At 70.8% G+C, this 20009-nt stretch carries 13 protein-coding genes and 1 pseudogene; 6 read left to right on the top strand and 8 right to left on the bottom strand.

Going from position 1 to position 20009, the window contains the following annotated elements; genetic code table 11:
* Window positions 1–11 precede the first annotated feature (11 nt).
* Entirely contained in the window at window positions 12–3662 is a 3651-nt protein-coding gene (locus tag GTY47_RS24140; protein ID WP_010046278.1) for a hydantoinase B/oxoprolinase family protein, read from the top strand.
* Window positions 3643–4248 (top strand): ATP/GTP-binding protein, encoded by a 606-nt coding sequence (locus tag GTY47_RS24135; RefSeq protein WP_010046276.1) that lies wholly within the window; start codon window positions 3643–3645, stop codon window positions 4246–4248. The genes GTY47_RS24140 and GTY47_RS24135 overlap by 20 nt, the downstream gene beginning before the upstream one ends.
* Window positions 4249–4335: 87 nt before the next feature.
* Here GTY47_RS24135 and glpK read toward each other — a convergent pair whose 3' ends face one another.
* From glpK to GTY47_RS24110, 5 genes and pseudogenes are all read right to left on the bottom strand, one after another.
* Window positions 4336–5856 (bottom strand): glycerol kinase GlpK, encoded by a 1521-nt coding sequence (gene glpK / locus GTY47_RS24130; protein WP_010046273.1) that lies wholly within the window; start codon window positions 5854–5856, stop codon window positions 4336–4338.
* Window positions 5857–6039: 183 nt separating this feature from the next.
* A pseudogene (locus tag GTY47_RS41195) lies at window positions 6040–6127 on the bottom strand (aquaporin family protein); the annotation flags it as partial.
* 693 nt (window positions 6128–6820) lie between these two features.
* A complete protein-coding gene (locus GTY47_RS24120) occupies window positions 6821–8443 on the bottom strand; it encodes a GGDEF domain-containing protein (protein ID WP_010046271.1) in 1623 nt (540 codons plus the stop codon).
* Window positions 8444–8644: 201 nt separating this feature from the next.
* Window positions 8645–9835, bottom strand: coding sequence for a lipid-transfer protein (locus GTY47_RS24115; RefSeq protein ID WP_010046268.1), 1191 nt, complete (start codon window positions 9833–9835; stop codon window positions 8645–8647).
* Window positions 9832–10257, bottom strand: a complete 426-nt coding sequence (locus GTY47_RS24110; RefSeq protein ID WP_010046266.1) for a zinc ribbon domain-containing protein — start codon at window positions 10255–10257, stop codon at window positions 9832–9834. Before GTY47_RS24110 ends, GTY47_RS24115 begins: the two co-directional genes overlap by 4 nt.
* Before the next feature lie 130 nt (window positions 10258–10387).
* Between GTY47_RS24110 and GTY47_RS24105 the strand changes: the two genes are divergently transcribed.
* The gene (locus GTY47_RS24105; protein WP_010046264.1) at window positions 10388–11197 is read left to right on the top strand and encodes a M15 family metallopeptidase; all 810 of its coding nucleotides are present in this window, start codon (window positions 10388–10390) and stop codon (window positions 11195–11197) included.
* A gap of 47 nt (window positions 11198–11244) precedes the next feature.
* Window positions 11245–11781, top strand: coding sequence for an NUDIX domain-containing protein (locus GTY47_RS24100; RefSeq protein WP_029181620.1), 537 nt, complete (start codon window positions 11245–11247; stop codon window positions 11779–11781).
* Here the strand turns inward: GTY47_RS24100 and GTY47_RS24095 are convergent.
* On the bottom strand, window positions 11772–14150 hold the full coding sequence (locus tag GTY47_RS24095) for a TIM-barrel domain-containing protein (protein WP_040904132.1): 2379 nt from the start codon (window positions 14148–14150) through the stop codon (window positions 11772–11774). The genes GTY47_RS24100 and GTY47_RS24095 overlap by 10 nt on opposite strands.
* Window positions 14151–14362: 212 nt before the next feature.
* Between GTY47_RS24095 and GTY47_RS24090 the strand changes: the two genes are divergently transcribed.
* Together GTY47_RS24090 and GTY47_RS24085 are read left to right on the top strand one after the other, a co-directional pair.
* Window positions 14363–16330 carry an acetoacetate--CoA ligase gene (locus GTY47_RS24090; protein WP_010046258.1) on the top strand — a complete coding sequence of 656 codons (1968 nt, stop codon included), beginning with the start codon at window positions 14363–14365 and terminating at the stop codon, window positions 16328–16330.
* A gap of 154 nt (window positions 16331–16484) precedes the next feature.
* Window positions 16485–17375, top strand: coding sequence for a hypothetical protein (locus tag GTY47_RS24085; RefSeq protein ID WP_010046255.1), 891 nt, complete (start codon window positions 16485–16487; stop codon window positions 17373–17375).
* A 69-nt stretch (window positions 17376–17444) separates the two neighbouring features.
* Here the strand turns inward: GTY47_RS24085 and ptsP are convergent, their stop codons facing one another.
* Entirely contained in the window at window positions 17445–19115 is a 1671-nt protein-coding gene (gene ptsP, locus GTY47_RS24080) for a phosphoenolpyruvate--protein phosphotransferase (protein ID WP_010046253.1), read from the bottom strand.
* 78 nt (window positions 19116–19193) lie between these two features.
* Window positions 19194–19643 (bottom strand): PTS glucose transporter subunit IIA, encoded by a 450-nt coding sequence (locus GTY47_RS24075; RefSeq protein ID WP_010046252.1) that lies wholly within the window; start codon window positions 19641–19643, stop codon window positions 19194–19196.
* Window positions 19644–20009: the final 366 nt, after the last annotated feature.

Genomic DNA, 20009 nt, shown 5'->3' with positions numbered 1-20009 from the left:
GGGGTACTGACGTGACAGGCTGGCAGTTCTGGGTCGACCGAGGCGGCACGTTCACCGACATCGTCGCGCGTCGCCCGGACGGCCGGCTGTTCACGCACAAGCTGCTGTCGGACAGCCCCGCCCGCTACGCCGACGCGGCCGTCGAGGGCGTCCGCACCCTGCTGGCCGGCTCCGACGACCCCGTCGACACCGTGCGCATGGGCACCACGGTCGCCACCAACGCCCTCCTGGAGCGCAAGGGCGAACGCACCCTGCTGGTCATCACCCGGGGCTTCCGCGACGCCCTGCGCATCGCCTACCAGAACCGCCCGAGCATCTTCGCCCGCCGCATCGAACTGCCCGAGCTGCTGTACGAACGGGTCGTCGAGGTCGACGAGCGCATCGCCGCCGACGGCACCCTCCTGCGCGCGCCCGACCTCGACGCCCTCGCCGCGCCCCTCCGAGAGGCGTACGACGACGGGATCCGGGCCGTCGCCGTGGTCTGCATGCACAGCCACCTCCACCCCGCCCACGAACGTGCCGTCGGGGAACTCGCCGCCCGCATCGGCTTCCCGCAGATCTCGCTCTCCAGCGAAGTCAGCCCCCTGATGAAACTCGTCCCCCGCGGGGACACCGCCGTCGTCGACGCCTACCTCTCTCCCGTCCTGCGCCGCTACGTCCGGCACGTCGCCGACGCCCTGGAAGGCGTACGGCTGATGTTCATGCAGTCCAACGGCGGTCTCACCGAGGCCGGCCAGTTCCGCGGCAAGGACGCCATCCTGTCCGGGCCGGCCGGCGGCATCGTCGGGATGGCCCGCATGTCGCAGCTCGCCGGCTTCGACCGCGTCATCGGCTTCGACATGGGCGGCACCTCCACCGACGTCTCCCACTTCGCGGGCGAGTACGAACGCGTCTTCACCAGCCGGATCGCCGGCGTCCGGCTGCGCGCCCCCATGCTCGACATCCACACCGTCGCCGCCGGCGGCGGCTCGGTCCTGCACTTCGACGGCTCCCGCTACCGCGTAGGGCCTGACTCGGCGGGCGCGGACCCGGGGCCCGCCTGCTACCGCGGCGGCGGCCCGCTCGCCGTCACCGACGCCAACGTCATGCTCGGTCGCATCCAGCCCGCCCACTTCCCGAAGGTGTTCGGCGCGAACGGCGACGAGCCCCTCGACGACGCGCTCGTCCGGGACCGCTTCACCGCCCTCGCGCGTGAGATCCGCGAGAAGACCGGCGACGACCGCACGCCCGAACAGGTCGCCGAGGGCTACCTGCAGATCGCCGTCGCCAACATCGCGTCCGCCGTGAAGCGCATCTCCGTCCAGAAGGGCCATGACGTCACCCGCTATGCCCTCACCACCTTCGGCGGCGCCGGCGGCCAGCACGCCTGCCTGGTCGCCGACTCGCTCGGCATCCGCACCGTCCTCGTGCCGCCCATGGCCGGTGTCCTCTCCGCACTCGGCATCGGCCTCGCCGACACCACCGCCATGCGCGAACAGTCCGTCGAGGCACCACTGGAGCCGGCCTCCATGCCCGGTGTCCTCAAGACCGCAGAAGACCTGGAAGCCGCGGCACGCGCCGAACTCCTCGCCGAGGACGTCCCCGAGGAGCACATCGAGATCACCCGCCGCGCGCAGCTCCGCTACGACGGCACAGACACCACCCTCACCGTCGAGCTGACCGACCCCTGCACCATGCGGCACGCCTTCGAAGAACGTCATCGCGCCACGTACTCCTTCACGCTCGACCGCCCGATCGTCGTCGAAGCCCTCTCCGTAGAAGCCACCGGCACCACCGAACCCCCCGATCTGTCCGCCCTCGCTCCCTACGAGGCCACGACCGACGGCAGCCCCGCGGCGTCGCGAACCGTCCGCCTCCACACGGGCGGAGCCTGGCGCGACGTACCCCTCCACCGCCGCGAGGCCCTTCCTCCCGGCGACACCGTCACCGGTCCCGCGATCATCACGGAAGCCGGCGCGACGACCGTCGTCGACGACGGCTGGCGGGCCGTGGCGACCGACGACGGGCATCTGGTCATGGAACGGGCCGCGATTACGCAGAGTTCCGATCTCGATACAAAAGTCGACCCCGTTCTCCTTGAGGTCTTCAACAACCTCTTCATGTCCATCGCCGAGCAGATGGGCGCCCGCCTCGAATCCACGGCCCAGTCCGTCAACATCAAGGAGCGCCTGGACTTCTCCTGCGCGCTCTTCGACCCTGACGGAAACCTGGTGGCCAACGCCCCGCACATCCCCGTCCACCTGGGCTCCATGGGCACGAGCGTCAAGGAGGTCATCCGGCGGCGGGGCTCCCGCATGCGCCCGGGCGACACGTACGCCGTCAACGACCCGTACCACGGCGGCACCCATCTGCCCGACGTCACCGTGATCACCCCCGTCTTCGACACCGCACCGTCGGACGACACGGAGAGTGACCCGGAGATCCTCTTCTACGTCGCCTCACGCGGCCACCACGCCGAGATCGGCGGCATCGCCCCCGGCTCCATGCCCGCGAACAGCCGCACCATCGAAGAGGAGGGCGTCCTCTTCGACAACTGGCTGCTCGCCGAGAACGGCCGCTTCCGCGAGGCCGAGACCCTCCGCCTGCTCACCGAGGCGCCGTACCCCTCCCGCAACCCGAAGACCAACCTCGCCGACCTGCGCGCCCAGATCGCCGCCAACCAGAAGGGCGTCGACGAGGTCGGCCGCATGATCGAGGACTTCGGCCTCGATGTCGTCCAGGCCTACATGAGGCACGTCCAGGACAACGCGGAAGAGGCCGTACGCCGCGTCATCGACGCCCTCGACGACGGCGACTACGCCTACGAGACCGACTCGGGCGCGGTCATTCGCGTCAGCGTGCGCGTGGACCGCGAGAACCGTGCGGCGACCATCGACTTCACCGGCACCTCGGCGCAGCTGCCCACCAACTTCAACGCCCCCTTCTCGGTCGTCAACGCGGCCGTCCTGTACGTCTTCCGCACGCTCGTCGCCGATGACATCCCCCTCAACGACGGCTGCCTGCGCCCCTTGGACATCGTCGTACCGCCCGGCTCCCTGCTCTCCCCCGAGCCGCCGGCCGCCGTCGTCGCAGGCAACGTGGAGACCTCCCAGGCCATCACCGGTGCCCTCTACGCGGCGCTGGGCGTCCAGGCCGAGGGCTCCGGGACCATGAACAACGTCACCTTCGGGAACGAACGCCACCAGTACTACGAGACCGTCGCCTCCGGCTCCGGCGCGGGCGACGGTTTCCCCGGCGCCCCCGTCGTCCAGACGCACATGACCAACTCCCGCCTCACCGACCCCGAGGTCCTGGAGTGGCGACTGCCCGTGCGCCTCGAGGACTTCGCGGTCCGGCGCGGCAGCGGCGGAGCCGGCCGGTGGCGCGGCGGCGACGGCGCGGTGCGTCGCATCCGGTTCCTGGAGCCCATGACCGTCTCCACACTGTCCCAGCACCGCCGTGTCCCCCCGTACGGTATGGCGGGCGGCGAGCCGGGCGCTCTCGGCGCCAACCGGGTGGAACACGCCGACGGCGCCGTGACCGAACTCGGCGGCAGCGACTCCGCGGATGTCGTCGCGGGCGACGTACTCGTCATCGAAACCCCAGGCGGCGGAGGCTACGGCCCGCCGTCGCCCGACCCCCATCAAGCAGGAGAAGAGATCGATGATCTTCGGGCGTTCTGAGCGCGGCAAGCCTCCGGTCGAGCCCGTCACGCTCAAGATCCTGGTGGCCGGCGGCTTCGGCGTGGGCAAGACCACGCTCGTCGGCGCGGTCAGCGAGATCCGGCCGCTGCGCACCGAGGAGCTGCTCACCGAGGCCGGGCGCCCGGTCGACGACACCAGCGGTGTGGAAGGCAAGCACACCACGACCGTGGCCATGGACTTCGGCCGCATCACGCTCCGCGAGGACCTGGTGCTGTACCTCTTCGGCACGCCCGGCCAGGAGCGGTTCTGGTTCATGTGGGACGAGCTCTCCGAGGGCGCCCTCGGAGCCGTCGTCCTCGCCGACACCCGCCGCCTTGAGGACTGCTTCGCCGCCGTCGACTACTTCGAACGGCGCGAGATACCGTTCCTCGTCGGCGTCAACTGCTTCGAGGGCGCCCCGCGTTACCCGGTCGAGGACGTGCGCCAGGCCCTCGACCTCGACGACGGCGTCCCGCTCATGATGTGCGACGCCCGCGACCGCGAGTCGGTCAAGGAAGCACTCATCGGCGTCGTCCAGCACGCCATGGCGTACGCGGCCGACCGCCGCCAGACGGTGGCCACCTGACGCTCGCCCGACCAGCGGGCGCGGACCGTACCCCCGCCGACAGGGGTACGGTCCGCAGTCCGGAAAGGCCGCTCCACGCGCGCGTGGCTAGCTGTCGCCGTCCTCCTCCCAGCCGAAGCTCTTCTCCACGGCCTTGCGCCAGTTGTGGTGCTCGCGATCCCGCACCGACGCGTCCATGGACGGTGTCCACTCGACGTCCTTCTGCCAGTGCGCCTTGAGCTCGTCAAGGTCGTTCCACACGCCGGTGGCCAGACCGGCCGCGTACGCGGCGCCCAGACAGGTCGTCTCGGAGACCTTGGGCCGCACCACCGGCACGTCGAGCACGTCCGCCTGGTGCTGCATGAGCAGGTTGTTCTTCGTCATGCCACCGTCGACCTTCAGGGTGGTGATGTGCACCCCGGAGTCCTGGTACATGGCGTCCACGACCTCGCGTGTCTGCCAGCTGGTCGCCTCCAGCACCGCGCGCGCGAGGTGCGCCTTCGTGACGTAGCGGGTCAGCCCGGTGACCACGCCCCGAGCGTCGGAGCGCCAGTACGGCGCGAACAGGCCCGAGAACGCCGGCACGATGTACGCGCCCCCGTTGTCCTCCACGCTCGCGGCCAGGGGCTCGATCTCGTCGGCGGTACGGATGATGCCGAGCTGGTCGCGGAACCACTGGACCAGCGCGCCCGTTATGGCTATCGACCCCTCCAGGCAGTAGACCGGCGCCTCGCTGCCGATCTTGTATCCCATCGTCGTCAGCAGGCCGCTCTTCGACGGCACCGGGCGGTTTCCGGTGTTGAGCAGAAGGAAGCTGCCCGTGCCGTACGTGTTCTTCGCGGTGCCCACGTCGTAGCAGGCCTGGCCGAACACGGCGGCTTGCTGGTCGCCCAGCGCGGAGGCCACGGGCACGCCGGCGAGCTGGCCGACGGCAGTGCCGTACACCTCGGCGGAGGACCGGATCTCCGGCAGCATGGCCTCGGGAATGTTCATCGCCGAGGCGATCGAGGAGTCCCACTGGAGGGTCTCCAGGTTCATCAGCATGGTGCGCCCGGCGTTGGTCACGTCGGTGACGTGCTGCCCGCCGTCGGTGCCGCCGGTGAGGTTCCAGATCAGCCAGGAGTCGATCGTTCCGAAGGCGATCTCACCGCGTTCCGCCCGGGCCCGGAGGTCGGGCACGTTGTCGAGCAGCCACGCCGCCTTGGGTCCGGAGAAGTAGGTGGCCAGCGGCAGACCCGTCTGCTCGCGGAAGCGGTCCTGCCCGTCCGAGCCGCCCAGCTGGTTGCACAGCGCCGCCGTCCGCGTGTCCTGCCACACGATGGCGTTGTGCACCGGCTTTCCGGTCGTGCGGTCCCACAGGAGAGTCGTCTCGCGCTGGTTGGTGATTCCCATCGCGCTCAGCTGGTCGGCGCGCAGCCCGGCCTTGGCGAGCGCCCCGGCGACCACCGCCTGCACCTTGGACCAGATCTCGGTGGCGTCGTGCTCCACCCACCCGGGCTTCGGGAAGATCTGTCGGTGCTCACGCTGGTCCACGGCGACGATGGCACCGTTCTGGTCGAAGACGATGCAGCGGCTCGAGGTGGTGCCCTGGTCGATCGCTGCTACGTACTTCTCGGAGTTGTCCGTCATGGCTACTACCTCTTGATCGCTTGGTCAGAAGGCTGTGTTGTAGATGAGGGCCCCGAGAATTCCGCCGGCCGCGGGCCCTGCCACCGGGATTCAGGCGTAACCCCCAGGAACCCCGCCATCAGGTTGGCCAACGGGTTCCTGATCTCCGGGACGGCGGAGAAGATGCCGAGCCCGGACCTTGTGGGTGACGGCGGCGCAGACCCCCGCGCCGACGAGGAGCAGGATCGCCGTGCCGATGATCTCGCCGAACGAAGATGTCCACGTTGCTCATGGCGGCTCCTAGGGCGAGGCCCCGGGACGATCCGCCCCGGTCCTCATGTGCGGGGTGCGTTTCCCATGGCTACTTCAGCCGAAGGCAGGAAAATCCCGCGCCCCGCCCGGCGTCCGTGACGAGCGTGCCGATCGCAGCCGAATCGCCCGTGGAGAAAGGGCCTTGGCGTAGGCGCGCCGACGCGCCGCAGTGCCGGATACGCCGAGTATGTACGGCGATGTCGACTGACACCGGAAGTGTTCACCGGCGCCCAGGGGGCGTCAAGGTCGCCGACCGCAACGGTTGACGGCCTGGGGTGACGGTGGCGGGACTGCCGGGCCGGGTGGCCGGTTGCACGGCCCTGGCGGCGCCCGGTCGGGTCACTGTTCAGATCTGGTCGGGGCCTGCGCGTGCTTCCGTGAGCCGCGCAAGGCCTTGCTGGTGGTGTCGTCCGGCCTCCGCCGGGCTCCGCCGTAGGCGACCGCCCAGACGCACCTGACTCCTCGCTTGCTAGCCACCAGCATCCACCTGACCAGGCGGTCTCTCAACCGGACGAGTCGTGCCCCGCCCCAGGCCGTCTGCCGGGCCCTGGCGAGCCGGTCACTGCCGTGCCCGGGCGCCCACCCGGACAGCGCCACGACCCCGCCGGGCCGGTGCGGGCTCTCAGTCCTGCACACCGCCCCTCCAGGCTGCGGGAGCCCCTGCGCGGTCCTCTCAAGCCGGGGCCGGTGCCGGCTCAGCGCCGCGGCGGGTCTCATGTCCGGACGTGCCCGCCCGGCCCAGCACCCAACTCGCACCGTGCAACGCCTTCGCCGCCTTCTTCAGGGGCGCCAGGCAAGCCGCCGCCTGCCGGTGGTCGGTCACACTGCCCGGCGCGCACAGCACCGTGGCGAGCGACAGCGTGACCGGCCGACCGTCGGCCGACCAGGGAGCGTCCAGCACGGCGGCGGCCAGCGGATCGAGCCCCTCCGGTTCTGCGAGCACCAGGAAATCGTCGCCGCCGATGTGTCCCACGCGGGTGCCGTCCGTCGCGGCCTGCTGCAAAGCACGCCCCACCGCCCGGATCAGCTCGTCGCCCGCCGCGAACCCGGCCCCGTCGTTGACCTGCTTGAAGTGGTCGACGTCCAGCCAGCTCAGCGCGAAGGCCCGCCCGGACGCGATCCGCCGGTCCACCTCACCGGTGATCGCGTCCGAGCCGGGCAGGCGCGTCAGCGGATTCAACCCCGCCGCCTCCTCCACCCGCGTCTCGGCCAGTGCGCGCACGAGATCCGCGAGCCGTACGACGCCCACACAGCGCCCGTACTCGTCCACGACGGCCACATCGTCCGACGTGCGGTCCCGCCCACCGACCGCCACGACGTCCAGCACCTCCCATGCGGTGGCGTCGATGCCCACCGTCCGCGGCGGGTCACCGAGCTTGGCCGCGGGCCGATCGGCGTACAGGGCGTGCCCGTAGCGCCCCGACATCGACAACAGGAAGCGGGACCGGTGCACCGACCGGACCGGCACTCCGGCGGTGTCCACGAGCAGCACCCCGGACACATCCGGTGACCCGGTCAGCAGCGCCCGCACCTGCCCCGCGGACGCCGAGGCGGGCAGCAGCGCGGCGGGCCGCACGAACTCCCGCACCGACGGCCCCGACCGCGGCACGGCCACATCGGCGGGGGAGCGGGGCGGAACATAGACGTCCGCAGCGGGCAGCCGGGCCGGCGGGGCGAACAGCTCGCCCTGTGCCAGCTGTGCCCCGGCCGCCAGCGCCGCCGCGTACTGCCCTTCGGTCTCCACGCCCTCGACGGCCAGGAGGGCTCCCAACCCGTCGCACAGCGTCCGCATCGACCGCACCACCGCCGGCCGTGCCAGCAGCGACGCGTCCAGCTTCACCAGCTGGGGCGTGATGTCCGCGAGGAGCCGCAAGGGCACGTCCCCGTCACCGACACCGTCCGCGCAGATCCGGAAGCCCTGATCGCGCAGCCTGGACACCCCCTCCAGCAGTGCCCGCTGCGGCACGTGCGTGTACGGCGGACAGACGTCGATCGTCACCTCCCACGGAAGCCGCCCGGCCTCGCGCACGGCGTCATGCAGCGAAGGCAGGCCGCCGAGGTCCGCGAGGGTGCCGGCGAAGACGTTGACGAACAGTGGCAACAGCGTCTCCTTGCGCACCGCCGCGCGGACCGCCGACACCGCCAGTCGGCTGTCGAGCTCGGGGTCCCGGCGGGCCTCGGCCAGGATGTCGCCGGCCTCCGGGCGGGCGAGTATCTCCAGTCCCGCGACCGCGCCGGTCGTCAGGTTGACCACCGGTTGGAAGGCGAAGCGGAGAGTATCCGTCCAGGAGTGCACGGGAGCATGATGACTCCACCGGCGCAGGCCCAAGCGCAGTTCATGAGACGTTCACGCAGGATTCCGGAGCGGTCACACAGCGTATGCCAAGGCACGGTCGCGACCGCACCACCGGCGTCCGAGCCGGCATCGCTCGGTGCCCCCCGGCGCCATCCCGCGGACGTCCGGGCACTGTCCCGAGCCGCGTCCCGGCCCCGCGGCTCACCGCACCGCGATCAGCGCCGATCCATGACCGAACAACCCCTGGTTCACGCTGATGCCCACGCGCGCTCCCGCGACCTGCCGGTCACCTGCCTCGCCCCGCAACTGCCAGGCCAGCTCGCACACCTGGGCTATCGCCTGCGCTGGAACCGCCTCGCCGAAGGAGGCCAGACCACCGCTGGCGTTCACCGGTATTCGCCCGCCCAGGGCCGTCGCTCCGTCCCGCAGCAGCTTCACGCCCTCGCCCTCACCGCACAGCCCCAGGTCCTCGTACCACTGCAACTCGAGCGCCGTGGAAAGGTCGTAGACCTCGGCCAGTGACAGGTCCTCCGGCCCGACGCCCGCCTCCTCGTAGGCCGCCCGGGCGATGGACACCCGGAACGTCTCGGCGGCCGGGTCGACCGCCACTGCGGAGTCCGTGGCGATGTCCGGCAGGTCCAGCACGGTGTTCGGGTACCGCGGCGTCACCGTGGACACGGCCCGGATCCGCACCGGATCCGCATGGCCGTGGCGCCGCGCGAACTCCATGCTGGAGAGCACCACCGCCGCGCCGCCGTCGGAGGTCGCGCAGATGTCGAGCAGCCGCAGCGGATCGGCGACGACGGCGGAGGCGGCGACCTCCTCGGCGGTGACCCGCCGGCGGTAGCGCGCATGGGGGTTCAGCGCTCCCATCGCGGCGTTCTTCACCTTCACCCGTGCGAAGTCACCCGGCGTGTCGCCGTGCAGGGCCATGCGCCTGCGGGCGTACAACCCGAAGTACACCGGGTTGGTCGCCCCGAGAACCCGGAACCGCAGCCAGTCGGGATCGTCGGGTCGGTCGCCGCCCGCGGGGCGGAAGAATCCCTTGGGAGCGGCGTCGGCTCCGACCACGAGCACCACCTCGGCGAGCCCGGAGAGGATCTGGGCCCGCGCGGCGTCCACGGCCTGTGCCCCGGACGCGCACGCGGCGTACACGCTCGTGACCCGGGCCCCCTGCCAGCCCAGTGCTTTCGCGAACGTCGCTCCGGCGACATACCCGGGATAGCCGCCACGGACGGTGTCCGCGCCGATGATCGAGCCGATGTCCCGCCAGTCCAGCCCGGCGTCGGTGAGCGCCGCGCGGGCCGCTGCGACGCCGTACTCGACGAAGTTCCGTCCCCACTTGCCCCAGGGGTGCATGCCCGCGCCCAGCACCGCCACCTCGCCCGTCATGCCTTCACCCCCGTCGGCCGCCAGTGCCACGTCGTCCAGGTCGTTTCCGCGTCCTCGTGGAGCACACCGGGCACGACCTCCACCTCCATGCCCACCGTCAGGTCCGCGACGGTGACCCCGGGAGCCGCCTGTCCCAGAACCACGAGGCGCTCGGCCTCCAGCTCCACAGCGATCAACGCGCACGGCTCCCACGGAAGTTCCGGATCGCTCACGTAGGGTGACGGCGGCCGATACCGGCTGTCCGTGTACGACCAGACGCGGCCACGCCGCGACAGCGGGACCTCCGCCAACTCTCCGCCCGCGCAGGCCGGGTTGCGGCAGTGGTGGTCCTCGCGGGGGAAGAAGACCGAGGCGCAGGCCGCGCAGCGCGTGCCGAGCAGCCGGAAATCCTCCCCCTCCCCGGCGAACCACCCCGCGACCACCGGCGTTCGTGTACGCGACACCGTTGCCTCCCCGCAGACGTGACCTGACGGTATGTCAGAAGTCTGCCACGGCCTTCCGCGTCTCGGCATCCCTTCCCCGGCGGGACCCTCTCCTGGTAGACGCAGGCCCATGACACGACTCACCACCGTGGCACGCGGCCTGCTCACCGCCTTCGCCGCCGTGCTGGCAGCGACCGCCCCCACCGCCACCGCCCAGGCCAAGACGGGACCCCACGCGCCCAAGGACTTCGTGGCCCTGAGAAGCGTGGACCCGACGATCATCCAGGAGATGCGCTACTTCACCCCGCACAACTTCGTCGGCGAGCGCATCGACGGCTACGCCCAGCCGATCTGCGTCCTCACCCGCCCCGCCGCCCAAGCCCTCCACAGGGCCCAGACGAAGCTGCTGCGCCAGGGCTACACACTGAAGGTCTACGACTGCTACCGACCGCAGCGCGCGGTGGACCACTTCGTCCGCTGGGCCAAGGACCTCGACGACCAGGCCATGAAGGGCGAGTTCTACCCGAACGTCGACAAGACCCGGCTGTTCGCCGACGGCTACATCGCCGAGAAGTCAGGCCACAGCCGCGGATCGACCCTTGACGTCACGCTCGTGAAACTGCCGGCGAAGCCGACCCGGCCGTACCACCCCGGAGAGCCCCTCGTGCCGTGCTTCGCCCCCAAGGACGAGCGGTTCCCCGACAACTCCGTCGACATGGGGACCGGCTTCGACTGCTTCGACACCCTCTCGCACACCCTCGACCCCCGCGTCCAGGGCGAACAGCGCGCCAACCGGCTGCTGCTCAAGAGCACCCTGGAGGGTCTCGGCTTCGTGAACCTGGCAGAGGAGTGGTGGCACTACACCTACAAGCCCGAGCCCTACCCGGACACCTACTTCGACTTCCCCGTGTCCAGGAAGGCGATCACCAGCGCACACTGAGCCGCCCGCCCGAGACGCCCTCTCCGTGATCGGCTACAGTCCGCCGCGTGTCCGAAACTCAGCACTCCAGTTCCAACTCCGCGCCGGACTCCCACTGTTCGAGCTGCGGCGCGCCCTACGGAGAGGGCGTCTCCGGTTGGCCCCGCACCTGCCCGGCGTGCGGCAGCGTGGCCTACCGCAATCCACTCCCGGTCGCGGTGGCCCTCCAGCCCGTGTACGACACCAAGGGCACCGCCCTGGTCGTCATCACCCGAACCGTCGCTCCCGCGCGCGGGGGCACGGCCCTGCCCGGTGGCTACATCGACGACCGGGAGGACTGGCGGCACGCCGTCGTACGCGAACTCAAGGAGGAAACCGGCATCGACGCGGCCGTCCGCGACGTACGCCTCGTCGACGCGATGAGCTCGCCCGACGGACACCTGCTGCTGTTCGGCCTCCTTCCCGAGCGGCCTGCCGAGGGCCTGCCGCCCTCCGCCGCCACGGAGGAGACGGAGGGCTGGCACCTCCTGCGCAGGGCGGAGGAACTCGCCTTCCCCCTGCACACCGTGGCCGTACGGGCCTGGTTCGAAGGCCGCTACATCTGAGCTCCGAGCTCCCCTGCCCCGCGGACGCGCACCGGGTGGGACGGCTCGCCCGTGCCGTCCTCACCCTCCCGCTCGACGACCACCCGCGAGCCCGTCCACCGGGCGGTGTAGCGCTCGATCTCCGGCTCGTCCCACCCCTCGCCCCCGTCCGGCACGACCAGCCCGCCCCCGGTCCGTCCCCGGGCGGGCGCCCACACCTCCAGCTCCAGCCCGCCGTCCTCCCCGCGTACGGGAAGTACCGCACCCGCGCGTGCGAACACCGGTATCCGCGACAGGGGTGCGTCGACGAGCACCTGCGCAGGCCCCTCGTACGCCTGCTCCGTCACCGTGTCGTACCAGCGCCCCCGCGGCAGCTGCACGGCACGCCGGTCCGCGCCCGGGTCGAGCACCGGCGCCACCAGCAGGCTGTCACCCAGCAGGAAGGCGTCCCCGCAGTCACGCAGCGCCCGCTCCTCCGGAGCCGCCCACCACAGAGGCCGCACATAGGGCGCCCCGGTACGCCGGGCCAGATGCGCCAGCGTCATGAAGTACGGCAGCAGCCGCCGGCGTTCCACGAGCGCCACGCGCGCGTGCTCCAGCACCTCGGCACCGAACTCCCACGGCTCCCTGCGCCCCGCCCGCAGACTCGCGTGCGTACGGAACAGCGGCAGATACGCCCCCAGCTGGAACCACCGCACGAAAAGCTCGGGCGAGGGATCCCCGTCGAAGCCTCCGATGTCCGGCCCCGAGTACGGCACGCCGCACAGACCGAGCCCCATCACCAGCGCCAAGGACGCCCGCAGTCCCGGCCAGCCGGTGGCCACGTCACCCGACCACGTCCCGCCGTAGCGCTGCAGGCCGGCCCACCCGGAGCGGGAGAACAGGAACGGCCGCTCCTGGGGCGCGAGTTTCCGCAGCCCTTCGAAGCCCGCCCGGGCCATGCACAACGCATACACGTTGTGTGCCTCACGATGGTCACCGCCTCGCCCCTCCAGGGAGTGCCGCGCCGAACGCGGCAGCGTCGCCTCTCCGAAGGCGGCGAACGACGTGGGCTCGTTCATGTCGTGCCAGAAACCCGAGAAGCCCTGCGCGAGCCGCTCCTCGTAGAGACCGCCCCACCACTCGCGCACGCGCGCGTGCGTGAAGTCGGGAAACACCGACTCCCCAGGCCACGCGACCCCCTGTACGACCTGCCCCGAGGCGTCCCGCACGAACGCGTCCTCGGCCGTACCGCCGTCGTACACGGCATTGCCGGGCACGGCCTTCACAGCAGGATCGACGATCGACACCAGCCGGATGCCGTCCCGCCGGAGTTCCTCGGCCAGAACGGGCAGCTTCGGGAAGCGGTCCTGATCGACGGTGAACACCTGGTGCGCGTCGAAATGGTCGATGTCCAGGTGCACGGCGTCGAGCGGCAGACCGTGCTCCAGGTAACCCGCGACGATCCGCCGCACCTCCTGCTCACTGCCGAATCCCCACCGCGCGTGGTGGTGCCCGAGCGCCCACGCGGGCGGCAGCGCGGGCGCGCCGGTCAGTGAGGCCCAGGCGAGCAGCACGCGCGCGGGGGTGCCCGCCATCACCCAGCAGCGCAGCGGACCGCCGTCCATCCGCAGCTCGCTCGTCCCGGCCTGGTCATGTCCCGAACCGGCGCCCTCCTCGCCCTCCCGCAGCGTCACCGTGCCGTCCCACGAACTGTCGTGGAACACCAGATGCGTACCGCTGTCGGACACCACCAGCTGCACCGGCATCGTGATGTACAGCGGGTCGTCACCGGGCCCGAAGGCGTGACCGGGGTCGGTGTTCCACAGCCGGTACGTCCCGTCCGCCAACCGAGGACCCGAGGCACGACCACCCAGCCCGAAGAACCGCGCGTCGGCAGCCACCTCCGACCGCTGCATCCACCGCGCCGGGCCGCCACCGACCGGCTCCCACCACCGCGGCGGCAGATCACGACGCAACGTCACGCCACCCGGGGTGCGCACCTCCACCGCGCCGTGCCGCGACACGACGACCGTCACCCGCTCGGCCACCACCCGCCAGCCGCCGTCCTTGTCCGGCTCCAGCACCGCCCGGGGATCCGCCTCCGGACACCGGCCGGCCAGCGCGTACGACGGCTCCGGCTCCGCCCCGTCCCAGCCCCAGAAGACGGCTCCGTTCACAGCGACCAGAATCCGCAGCTCCGACCGGCTGAACCGGACGACACCACCCCCCGGCCCCGGCTCCACCTCCTGCACGGACCCGGGCACCCGCGCACGCTCCGCCCCCCGCGACGGCAGCCCGGTGGCGTCGGCCCGCCGCCTGCGCCACGCTGCTCGTACGGTACGCACACCCTGCGCCGCGCCCACCGACCCCACCGCTTTCACCGAACGCACCAGGTCACGACCGTTCATGCTGCTCACCCTGCCACTGACCGCCCCGCGCGCGCGTGTCGTTCAACTGCCGTTCACCCGTGCCAGGACCACATCTTCACGACACGGACTATGTGGGGCGCACCCTGGTGCCGAAGTCGATCACATGGCATTGTCCGTGCCAGCCGCGTCACGCGCACACCCCAGCCCGTGCGCGGAGGACGCACACGACGCGCACAGTCCGGGAGCCGACCATGTCGACCGATAGTCCTCAGCCGCTGTGGCAGCCAGACCCCGAGCGCATCGCCCGGGCACGGATCACGAGGTTCCAGGCCTGGGCGGCCGAGCACCACGGCGCCCCCGCCGAGGGCGGCTACGCGGCCCTCCAGCGCTGGTCCGTCGACGAGCTGGACACCTTCTGGAAAGCCGTCACGGAGTGGTTCGACGTCCGTTTCCGGACGCCCTACGCGCGCGTGCTCGGCGACCGTTCGATGCCGGGCGCCCAGTGGTTCCCCGGAGCGACCCTCAACTACGCCGAACACGCCCTGCGTGCGGCCGACACCCGCGCTGACGAACCGGCCCTCCTGTACGTCGACGAAACGCACGAGCCAAGCCCCGTCACCTGGGCCGAGCTACGCAGCCAGGTCGGCTCCCTGGCCGCCGAACTGCGCGCGCTCGGCGTACGCCCGGGAGACCGTGTCAGCGGCTATCTCCCCAACGTCCCGCAGGCCGTGGTCGCCCTCCTCGCCACAGCCGCCGTGGGCGCCGTCTGGACCTCCTGCGCGCCCGATTTCGGCGCCCGCAGCGTCCTCGACCGCTTCCAGCAGGTCGAACCCGTCGTGCTGTTCACGGTCGACGGCTACCGCTACGGCGGCAAGGAGCACGACCGCCGCGAGATCGTCGCCGAACTACGCCGCGAACTGCCCACCCTGCGCGCCGTCGTCCACATCCCCCTACTGGGCACCGAGGCACCCGAGGGCGCCCTGGACTGGTCCGCCCTCACCTCAGCCGACACGGCCCCCGTCTTCGAGCAGGTGCCCTTCGACCACCCCCTGTGGGTCCTCTACTCCTCCGGCACGACCGGCCTGCCCAAAGCCATCGTCCAGTCCCAGGGCGGCATCCTGGTCGAGCACCTCAAGCAGCTCGGCCTGCACTGCGACCTGGGCCCCGAGGACCGCTTCTTCTGGTACACGTCGACCGGCTGGATGATGTGGAACTTCCTCGTCTCCGGCCTGCTCACCGGCACCACGATCGTCCTCTACGACGGCAGCCCCGGCTACCCGGACACCGGCGCCCAGTGGCGCATCGCCGAACGCACCGAGGCCACCCTCTACGGCACGTCGGCCGCCTACGTCATGGCCTGCCGCAAGGCGGGCGTCCACCCGTCACGCGACTTCGACCTCTCCTCCGTCCAGTGCGTCGCCACCACCGGCTCCCCCCTGCCGCCCGACGGCTTCCGCTGGCTCCACGACGAGGTCCGCGACGACCTGTGGATCGCCTCCGTCAGCGGCGGCACGGACGTGTGCTCCTGCTTCGCCGGAGCCGTACCGACCCTCCCCGTCTACGTCGGCGAGCTCCAGGCCCCCTGCCTCGGCACCGACCTCCAGTCCTGGGACCCGAGCGGCTCCCCCCTGGTCGACGAGGTCGGCGAGCTCGTGGTCACCAACCCCATGCCGTCGATGCCCATCCACTTCTGGAACGACCCCGACGGCAGCCGCTACCGCGACAGCTACTTCGACACGTACCCCGGCGTCTGGCGGCACGGCGACTGGATCACCGTCACCTCCCGCGGATCCGTCGTCATCCACGGCCGCTCCGACTCCACACTCAACCGCCAGGGCGTACGCATGGGATCCGCCGACATCTACGAGGCCGTGGAGCGCCTCCCCGAGATCAAGGAATCCCTCGTCATCGGCATCGAACAGCCCGACGGCGGCTACTGGATGCCCCTCTTCGTGCACCTGGCCCCCGGAGCCGCCCTGGACGAGGCCCTGCTGAACCGCATCAAGCAGACCATCCGCGAACAACTGTCACCGCGCCACGTCCCCGACGAGATCATCGAAGTACCCGGCGTCCCCCACACCCTCACCGGCAAACGCATCGAGGTCCCGGTCAAACGCCTCCTCCAGGGCACCCCGCTGGAGAAGGCGGTCAACCCGGGCTCCATCGACAACCTCGACCTGCTGAGCTTCTACGAGGACCTGGCCCGCAAACGCGCCTGACCGGCACCACCCTCCGACCACTCGTCGTAACCGGGACTGTCGACGGAATGCACTTTTCGCCTTCTTTCGGATGCGCGATCACTTGCTCGGCCCTGGTTGTCAGTGCTGCCGGTTACTGTGAGTGAGCATTGATCGACCGTGCACAGGGGGAACAATGACGCACACCGACAGCCGGACCATGCGACGTGTCCTGAGCCGCGAAATCGCCGGCACCATCGGCTTGCTCACCGACGAGCACGACTTCCGGGCCATGCGGTGCTACCGCAGCTTCACCTTCGACGACCACACGGCCTACCTCAAGCATGTGGAAGGCCTCCTCAGGACACGGGCCCTGCAAGGCAGCCACACCACGGTGGCCCTCTTCGACCCCGAGGAATACGCCGAGTTCTGCACGCAGAAAGGCCTTGATCCAGACAACCCGTCGAGCCGCACACGCTTCACGGCACGACTCGCGGTCACAGGCCCGACCCTTCCGTACGACGGCCAGCCTCTGTCCGACCTCCTCCCCGCCCTCGTCGACGAGGCCGTGCGTCAGGCCACCTGGGAGTACGCGACCACACTCCTCGCTCGCCTGGGCGCCTGCACCTCCTGCGGCGAGGACCTTGGACGCGCCGCCTTCGCCCGGGCCTCGGACCTCCTGGTCCGCATCCTCGACACGGCCCCGTCCGGCAACCGGCACCTCGTATGCAGCGTCACCGGACCGCCCGAGACGATCCTCGCCGCCCTCCACGTCGCCGACACCGGCGGCGCCGTGGAACTGGACGAGACCGAAGCCCTCGAGTTCACCACGGTCCTGGCCCTCGGCCTGGCCACCGAAAGCCCCGGAGGACTCGTCATCCGCGTCAGCGCTCCAGGCAACCCCGACCGCGTCTATGGCTGGCGCCTGCGCGCATACGGACTCCAGCCCCTCACCGCGGGAGAAGTCTTCGACGCCTACTGCACCGACGTCGAATCCGGCGACCTGATCTCCCCCGAATCCAACGTCGACTACTGCGAGCCGCCCGACCTGGGAGAGGTGAATCCCGCGCAGGGACACAACCACTGAGTAAAGCGGCGGGGCGCCCCACCGCAGTGGAGCGCCCCGCCCGGGCAGCCTCGGCCGGCCAGGTCCGGCTCACTCGCCGGACAACACCGCCTGCGCCGCGCTGCGCGCGTCCTCGGCGCTGTCCGAAGCCCGAGCCGCCGCGGCGGCCCGCTCGCACTGCGCCAGTGTGTACTTCGCCAGCGTGGCCCGGACATAAGGAATCGACGCCGCACCCATCGAAAGAGAGGTGACGCCCAGACCAGCCAGCACACACGCGAGCAGCGGGTCGGACGCGGCCTCACCACAGACGCCACAGCTCTTGCCCTCGGCCTTCGCCGCCTCGGCGGACAGCGCCACCAGGTCGAGCAGCGCGGGCTGCCACGGATCCTGGAGACGAGAGACCGCACCCACCTGACGGTCGGCGGCGAAGGTGTACTGCGCCAGGTCGTTCGTCCCCAGCGACAGGAACTCGACTTCCTGGAGGATCGAGCGAGCCCGCAGCGCCGCCGACGGAATCTCGACCATCGCGCCGAACTTCGCCCGCAGCCCAGCCTCTCGGCACGCGTCCGCGAAGGCCCGCGCATCTGTCCGGTCCGCGACCATCGGGGCCATGACCTCGAGGTAGACCGGCAGCCCCTCCGCGGCCTTCGCGAGCGCCGTCAGCTGAGTACGCAGGACCTCCGGGTGATCCAGCAGCGTCCGCAGACCCCGTACGCCGAGCGCCGGGTTCGGCTCGTCGGCCGGCGTCAGGAAGTCGAGCGGCTTGTCCGCACCCGCGTCCAGCACCCGCACCACGACACGCCCCTCGGGGAACGCCTCCAGCACCTGCCGGTACGCGGTGACCTGCTTCTCCTCGGACGGCGCCTGCTTGCTGTCGTCCAGGAAGAGGAACTCGGTACGGAAGAGACCGACACCCTCGGCCCCGGCCTCGACGGCTGCCTCCACATCCGCAGGGCCACCGATGTTCGCGAGCAGCGGCACCTTGTGACCGTCAGCGGTGGCACCAGGACCGGTCGAGGCCGCCAGCGCCGCCTTGCGCTCGGCGGCCGCGGCCTCGAGCTGAGCCTTCTTCTCGTCGCTCGGGTCCACGAAGATCTCGCCGGTGCTGCCGTCGACGGCGATCATCGTGCCTTCGGCGAGCTCGCCCGCACCCGGCAGGGCGACCACGGCCGGCACCCCGAGCGCCCGCGCCAGAATCGCGCTGTGGCTGGTCGGACCGCCCTCCTCGGTGACGAAGCCGAGCACCAGAGTCGGGTCCAGCAGCGCCGTGTCGGCGGGCGCGAGGTCACGGGCCACAAGGACATAGGGCTCGTCGCTGTCGGGGACACCCGGCATCGGCACCCCCAGCAGACGGGCGACGATACGATTCCGCACGTCGTCGAGATCGGCGACGCGACCGGCGAGGTACTCACCGGCGCCCGCCAGCAGCTCGCGGTACGCGGCGAACGCGTCGTACACCCCGCGCTCGGCCGTGCTGCCGACGGCGATCCGTCGCTCCACGTCTGCCATCAGCTCGGGGTCCTGGGCCATCATGGCCTGCGCCTCGAGCACCGCCTGGGCTTCACCCCCCGCCAGGTTGCCCCGTGCCATCAGGTCGGCCGCCACAGCCTCCACGGCCTTGCGGGCGCGCCCCTGTTCACGCTCCGCTTCCTCCGCGGGGATCTGCTTCGCGGGCGGCTCCAGCACCGCCGTTCCCATGTGCCGAACCTCGCCGATAGCCACACCGTGGCTCACGCCGACGCCTCGCAGCGTTGTGTCCATCTCACCCGTCTCCGATAGTGCGGCGGATCCAACCGCCCCGTTGCTTCTCCTGCTGGCCGCCGTACGACGGCACTGATGTCACTTCCAGAGGAAGAGACTGTCGCCGGCCTTCACATCGCCGTCGTCACGAAGATCGGAGAGTGCTTCGGCCGTGGCCTCCAGCGCCACGATCGGGCAGATCGCGGACTTGCCGGCGGCCTCGACGGCAGCCGGGTTCCAGCGCACGATGCCCTGACCGCGCCTGACGGTGTCACCCTTGTTCACGAGCAGCTCAAAACCCTCGCCGTTGAGCTGCACGGTGTCGATACCGAGGTGGGTGAGAACACCGTGACCGTTCTCGTCGACGACGACGAACGCGTGCGGGTGCAGGGAGACGATGACGCCGTCCACGGGGGAGACGGCCTCGGAAGGCTCACGTACGGGGTCGATCGCTGTGCCCGGGCCGACCATGGCCCCGGAGAAGACCGGATCCGGCACGGCTGCCAGTCCGATGGCGCGTCCTTCGAGTGGGGACGTCACGGTGGTCATGGGAAGCCTCCCAGGGGTGGAGATCGATATGGGCCGTCCCTGTCGGTACCGGGCGGCACACTGTTCAGCAGGGTATGTCACCTGAAGTGCCGGTTCCGCGTGAGCCCTTCAGAGTGGTCTAGACCATACCGCATATCGATTTGCACCCGCTCCACGGCCGCGTGTACAGTCGTACTCCTGCTTGGGGCTGAGCGACGCAACTTCGTGTCCTCGCCTGGCAGCACCCAACTTGTCAGATCCTATCTCGGGGTCGCCTTCTGCATGCCTGCAGGACGGTGGTCCGGGGGCCGGAAAAACACTGGTAGAGTTGGAAACACCGAAGGGAAGCGCCCGGAGGAAAGCCCGAGAGGGTGAGTACAAAGGAAG

The sequence above is a fragment of the Streptomyces sp. SID5464 genome, assembly GCF_009862985.1.
GTDB classification, from domain to species: domain Bacteria; phylum Actinomycetota; class Actinomycetes; order Streptomycetales; family Streptomycetaceae; genus Streptomyces; species Streptomyces chartreusis_D.
The sequence above is the reverse complement of the archived record's forward strand: the minus strand, read 5'-3'. Positions and strand labels throughout refer to the sequence as shown.

Excerpts from the sequence above, each read along its gene's own strand:
- GTY47_RS24135 (WP_010046276.1), top strand. The coding sequence starts at position 3,643 with ATGATCTTCGGGCGTTCTGAGCGCGGCAAGCCTCCGGTCGAGCCCGTC.
- glpK (WP_010046273.1), bottom strand. The coding sequence starts at position 5,856 with ATGACGGACAACTCCGAGAAGTACGTAGCAGCGATCGACCAGGGCACC.
- GTY47_RS24115 (WP_010046268.1), bottom strand. The coding sequence starts at position 9,835 with ATGACGGGCGAGGTGGCGGTGCTGGGCGCGGGCATGCACCCCTGGGGC.
- GTY47_RS24105 (WP_010046264.1), top strand. The coding sequence starts at position 10,388 with ATGACACGACTCACCACCGTGGCACGCGGCCTGCTCACCGCCTTCGCC.
- GTY47_RS24095 (WP_040904132.1), bottom strand. The coding sequence starts at position 14,150 with ATGAACGGTCGTGACCTGGTGCGTTCGGTGAAAGCGGTGGGGTCGGTG.
- GTY47_RS24090 (WP_010046258.1), top strand. The coding sequence starts at position 14,363 with ATGTCGACCGATAGTCCTCAGCCGCTGTGGCAGCCAGACCCCGAGCGC.
- GTY47_RS24085 (WP_010046255.1), top strand. The coding sequence starts at position 16,485 with ATGACGCACACCGACAGCCGGACCATGCGACGTGTCCTGAGCCGCGAA.
- ptsP (WP_010046253.1), bottom strand. The coding sequence starts at position 19,115 with ATGGACACAACGCTGCGAGGCGTCGGCGTGAGCCACGGTGTGGCTATC.
- GTY47_RS24075 (WP_010046252.1), bottom strand. The coding sequence starts at position 19,643 with ATGACCACCGTGACGTCCCCACTCGAAGGACGCGCCATCGGACTGGCA.